The sequence below is a fragment of the Enterobacter cloacae complex sp. XAL002 genome (genome assembly GCF_049236805.1).
In the GTDB taxonomy this organism is placed as follows: domain Bacteria; phylum Pseudomonadota; class Gammaproteobacteria; order Enterobacterales; family Enterobacteriaceae; genus Enterobacter; species Enterobacter intestinihominis.
Genome location: NZ_JBMKJN010000053.1, coordinates 1 through 3,909 on the forward strand (window position 1 = coordinate 1; position 3,909 = coordinate 3,909).

Consider the following 3,909-nt stretch of genomic DNA (forward strand, 5'->3'; position numbering starts at 1 on the left):
ACCCGGCTATGTCACGATGAACTGCGGCGTAAGAAAATCAGCGCGCTTATCCCGCCCCGAAAAGGTGCGGGTTACTGGCCCGGTGAATATGCAGACCGTAACCGTGCTGTTGCGAATCAGCGGCTGACCGGGAGTAATGCGCGGTGGAAATGGACAACAGATTACAATCGTCGCTCGATAGCGGAAACGGCGATGTACCGGGTAAAACAGCTGTTCGGGGGTTCACTGACGCTGCGTGACTACGATGGTCAGGTTGCGGAGGCTATGGCCCTGGTACGAGCGCTGAACAAAATGACGAAAGCAGGTATGCCTGAAAGCGTGCGTATTGCCTGAAAACACAACCCGCTACGGGGGAGACTTACCCGAAATCTGATTTATTCAACAAAGCCTCTTTTCTTTTAAAAATAAATTATTCAGATTTATTTTCTATTGATTTAATGAGGTAGGGAATGACAGAAAGTGCTTTGCTTTTGCGAGAGGCATTTAATGAATCGGTTAACTATATGACATGGTCTTTTTATTCACTGATAACTGCTTACGTTTCGATGGCTTTTTATGATAGAGTTGAGGTTAAGACCCGAATAAATAATTATCTGAATAAGTTACTTTTCGTGATTGCTATGTCCGTTTTTATCCCAAATATGTACTTTGTTTCAATGGTGTTCAGTCAGAAGTTAGGCACCGCAGCTGGCGTTGCGTCATTCATTATTGGGCTACTTTTCATGATGTTAAACTCGGCACCTGTAATTACTGGTATCGTACAGCAGCGCAAAGATTGAGTTTTATGAGTATAGTCAGTTGGGTTTTCATCTGTTTTATCAGACTTAGAAAAATGAAATCTTTCAATTCATTGATTTTAAACGCAAAAAAATTTCTAAATGATCAGAATTATAGGGTGCTCATTTTGCACAGCAGTAGGGGTTGACCATTCAATGGAAACGCTCCTTCGAACTGACCCGGAGAAATACGGTTATCAGGCTGGCCTGAGTCGTCTTCAGCGATTTCTTTCTAAGATCCAGTACGACTGGAGCCTGCGGGATTATATCGGTCGTAAAGTGTTCGAAGGCGGATATGTGCGTCTTCAACCCAATATCTTTTCTTCGTCCCTGACTGAACGTCTTTTTCATGCCTGTTGCAGCCTTGATTATGTTGAAGCAAGACGTGCGGCAGAGCATCGCAGAAAGCTACTTTCCGGCGAGGTTGACGATACGGCTTATAACCGTCGTATGGCTGAGCCACAATTTCGGCTTGTACAGGAAGCAAACGTGATCCACGTTGATTTCCTCTGGTCGTTGCACTGTTTCAACCCTCGCCCGTTTCGGGCAATTGAGATCTATCGCAGGGTCTGGGAAGAGGCCGATCTGGACCTTCTTGAGGATGAGCCTGACATGCAGCCTGTGCCCCGTACACCAATGCCAGCTCCACTCTGGATGAAACTGCCCGGAGGCCGGTTCGGTACAGCTTATGATGGACTGACTGATACGTTGCCGCTGATGACCTATTTTGACGGGCAGGCTGACCCCAGGGCTTCACGTAGCCTAAAGACCGGAGAGAGCAGTTCTGTCGTCGTGGCATTCGAGGAAGAGGATGAGCTGACTGTTGAAGAAGATACGGCGTCCTGGATTATCTGGCATGAATACGACGGGTTACGCCAGCGCATCGCTGACGGTGAGTTTACTCCAACGACTGCTGCTCAGTATCTTCTTCGTTATGGCGCGGTCCGAATTTCAAAAGGCAAGGGCGCTGTCTATCATCGTCTCGCACAGCGGGGACAAACCTTTTCCCGCCTGGGGATAGGCGACAGAGTGTCGCTTCCAGAGCTGGTTGCCAGTCGGCGTTTTAAAATACTCAGTGATTCTGCATACCGTCAGGTTGTAGCCCGGAAATTGCGTGGACAGATAAAAAAGTTCAGATTCTGGGCATGCGTAGCTGCCTGTGTTCAGTTGCACGTACACAACAAGACGGCACTCGGAGAAAGAATTTTAACGTTACTCGAAGGTGAGAGGGAACAGCAACAAGGTGCGATCCAGGCGAAGCTGAAGGCGGGAATGATGGATGCAGTTCTAACTCTGTGTAACCAGCGACTCCGGGTGAAAGAAAATACTAACCAGCCAGAGGAGTTCCGCTATTACCGTGCCGTAAGAGCTCGTTTCATGCGCCATTTATCTGAATGCCTTAAGCCAGAAAATGGCGGCGTTATCCGTGACGTTATCTGGGAACTGAGGGTGCTGAGCAGTGCTCACGGTACGACCAAAACAGGTTTTTACTATGTCGATAGCAATCGCCCGACAGCGAAAGGACTGTTAAACCGCCTTCTGATGAGGATGGTCAAGCAGGTCGTATAAGCGTCTGAAACGCGAAACACACGAAAATGGAGGGGTTATACAAAAAAAACTTAGCTTTGATCGTGATGTAATGTGGACATCATGTCCAAGCGTTGCTGCATCCAGAAAAGTAACTTTAATCCTGTTGATACAGCCCTTGCATTACCTGTTTACGCATAGCGTGGAAACGTTCTAATTAAACCAGACGAATATAAATTTAAATTAATTCACTCACCCCCGGAATCGGGGAACTAAACAAAAGGATCATCAATGCAAAATCAAAATACACCCGCTCAGGAAAAACACACCGTATACCTTTTTAATGCCGAACATGCTGACAAGACAGCCGCCAAGCAAGCCGGGAAACTCTTCACGCTGGACATTGAACACCCAATGACCCTCAACGATCTCTCGCTGCTGTGTGAGTCGGTCGCGGACGCTGTGGGAGCACCTGGCGGAATTAAATATGAAATCACAACAGAGCCTAATGGGGTTCAGGAGGAATACTGAATCAGTGTGGTGTGAGTCCATTTTAATTTGACGTTTCATGAGTTCTATCGAGAGGCTGAAGTATGACTTTGAAAATGGAAAGTTCCCGGACTTCCAAGCCTGAGGGGCCATTTGTATTAATCACTTTTGAGGGGGACGAATTTCTTTTTGATGACAGACATAATGTCGTCAAGATAAATGGCAGGCCTAAAAAAATGGATGTAAAGCGAAATTATTTTGAGTCCGATCTGGGAGAAGGGAAAGCGAAATACTGGACTTTAAATATCGAAGAGGCTCATCGGTTCAATTCGATTGATGAAGCGACAGAACAACTTTGTAAACTGAGTCGCCCTCATCTGATCAAAATTCGCAAAGTTGAGGGGGTATCTGAATGACCAAAGAGATGTTTTTACGCATTTTAAATGAGGCACAGGCTCGTGTGGATAACGATTCGCTTCCGCTTGATGTTCGTATCCGGTCACGCACCACGGTAAATGATTGCGTCATCCGGGCAGATAAAGAGGGGTGGCCTATTGAGTATAAACAGAAGGTCTGGGTAGATGCAGTCAGTGGCTGTTATCTTTAGCGGTTACTTAAGCCAGTTCCTGTGCCCGTGAGCTTAGTAAAGGCGGAAAATGATATGGTCAAGGTGATAAATATCAACGGGAATTTAGTTGAATTACCTGAGCCCTCAGCAAAGTTATCCAAAGCTGAATCACCTGATGGTAGGTTCTCAAAACCTAAAAATAAGATCTCTAAAATACAGCGAGCTGAGCTGCGAATGAAATTTGGGGGGCGTTGTGCCTATTGTGGTTGCAAGCTTCCTGAAAAAGGGTGGCATGCCGATCATGTTGAGCCTGTTCGACGCGACTTTGAACTGGTGAGAGCCCCTGTCGGCAGCGGCGTAACTCATGTTGCCCGAAGTACGGGTAAGGTTATGCACCCTGAACTGCATGCTATAGAAAACTTATTTCCATCATGCGCCCCCTGCAACCTTTTTAAAGGAGCTTTTAGTGTTGAAGGAATGAGAAAAGAAATGGCACTGTTGCAAATAGTCGGTGGTGATAAACTTATCATCCCCTTTTGCTGATGGAGC

General features: G+C 46.5%; 7 protein-coding genes. All 7 read left to right on the forward strand.

Features of this window, described 5'->3' with window-relative positions; genetic code table 11:
* Positions 1–333: IS5/IS1182 family transposase (locus ACOT0L_RS23700; protein WP_004152958.1), on the forward strand; the 333-nt coding region annotated here is incomplete at its 5' end.
* Between the two features lie 116 nt (positions 334–449).
* Positions 450–779 carry a hypothetical protein gene (locus ACOT0L_RS23705; RefSeq protein ID WP_000140246.1) on the forward strand — a complete coding sequence of 110 codons (330 nt, stop codon included), beginning with the start codon at positions 450–452 and terminating at the stop codon, positions 777–779.
* A 153-nt stretch (positions 780–932) separates the two neighbouring features.
* On the forward strand, positions 933–2,345 hold the full coding sequence (locus tag ACOT0L_RS23710; protein WP_022646499.1) for a hypothetical protein: 1,413 nt from the start codon (positions 933–935) through the stop codon (positions 2,343–2,345).
* Positions 2,346–2,594: 249 nt separating this feature from the next.
* Complete coding sequence (locus ACOT0L_RS23715; RefSeq protein WP_001180999.1) at positions 2,595–2,834, forward strand: hypothetical protein; 240 nt, start codon at positions 2,595–2,597, stop codon at positions 2,832–2,834.
* A gap of 62 nt (positions 2,835–2,896) precedes the next feature.
* Complete coding sequence (locus ACOT0L_RS23720; RefSeq protein WP_000172888.1) at positions 2,897–3,208, forward strand: hypothetical protein; 312 nt, start codon at positions 2,897–2,899, stop codon at positions 3,206–3,208.
* Positions 3,205–3,399, forward strand: coding sequence for a hypothetical protein (locus ACOT0L_RS23725; RefSeq protein ID WP_000159617.1), 195 nt, complete (start codon positions 3,205–3,207; stop codon positions 3,397–3,399). The genes ACOT0L_RS23720 and ACOT0L_RS23725 overlap by 4 nt, the downstream gene beginning before the upstream one ends.
* 54 nt (positions 3,400–3,453) lie before the next feature.
* Positions 3,454–3,903 carry an HNH endonuclease gene (locus ACOT0L_RS23730; protein WP_000241453.1) on the forward strand — a complete coding sequence of 150 codons (450 nt, stop codon included), beginning with the start codon at positions 3,454–3,456 and terminating at the stop codon, positions 3,901–3,903.
* Positions 3,904–3,909 lie beyond the last annotated feature (6 nt).

Bases quoted from the DNA above. Each gene is read 5' to 3' on its own strand.
- ACOT0L_RS23705 (WP_000140246.1), top strand. From the start codon at position 450: ATGACAGAAAGTGCTTTGCTTTTGCGAGAGGCATTTAATGAATCGGTT.
- ACOT0L_RS23710 (WP_022646499.1), top strand. From the start codon at position 933: ATGGAAACGCTCCTTCGAACTGACCCGGAGAAATACGGTTATCAGGCT.
- ACOT0L_RS23715 (WP_001180999.1), top strand. From the start codon at position 2,595: ATGCAAAATCAAAATACACCCGCTCAGGAAAAACACACCGTATACCTT.
- ACOT0L_RS23720 (WP_000172888.1), top strand. From the start codon at position 2,897: ATGACTTTGAAAATGGAAAGTTCCCGGACTTCCAAGCCTGAGGGGCCA.
- ACOT0L_RS23725 (WP_000159617.1), top strand. From the start codon at position 3,205: ATGACCAAAGAGATGTTTTTACGCATTTTAAATGAGGCACAGGCTCGT.
- ACOT0L_RS23730 (WP_000241453.1), top strand. From the start codon at position 3,454: ATGGTCAAGGTGATAAATATCAACGGGAATTTAGTTGAATTACCTGAG.